Genomic DNA, 226 nt, shown 5'->3' with positions numbered 1-226 from the left:
ACTTTACTCCCTCCAGTTCCGCCACTTCCTCCATCGTTTTGCCGACGGCGATCCAGCGAAGATAGGTGGCCTCCTTGGGGTCAAGATAGGCAGCCCTTTCGACGCTGGGCGTTGCCTGCAGGAAGGTGATGCGGGCATGGAGCTGGGCGACCGCCGTTGCCGCGGCAACGGCGTCGATCTCCCGGTCGAGTTCGATTGTCAGCTTCTCCGAGGCCAGGGTGAACAT

1 protein-coding gene is annotated in these 226 nt (G+C 61.9%); it reads right to left on the bottom strand.

Annotation, left to right across the window (positions count from 1 at the left end):
- The coding region (locus tag EOC06_RS39535) for a LuxR C-terminal-related transcriptional regulator (protein ID WP_245470494.1) at nucleotides 1-226 on the bottom strand (226 nt) is incomplete at both ends.

Origin of the sequence: Mesorhizobium sp. M7A.F.Ca.MR.362.00.0.0, assembly GCF_004023175.1 — a bacterium.
Taxonomy (GTDB): Bacteria; Pseudomonadota; Alphaproteobacteria; order Rhizobiales; family Rhizobiaceae; genus Mesorhizobium.
This window is presented reverse-complemented; position numbering and strand designations above follow the sequence as displayed.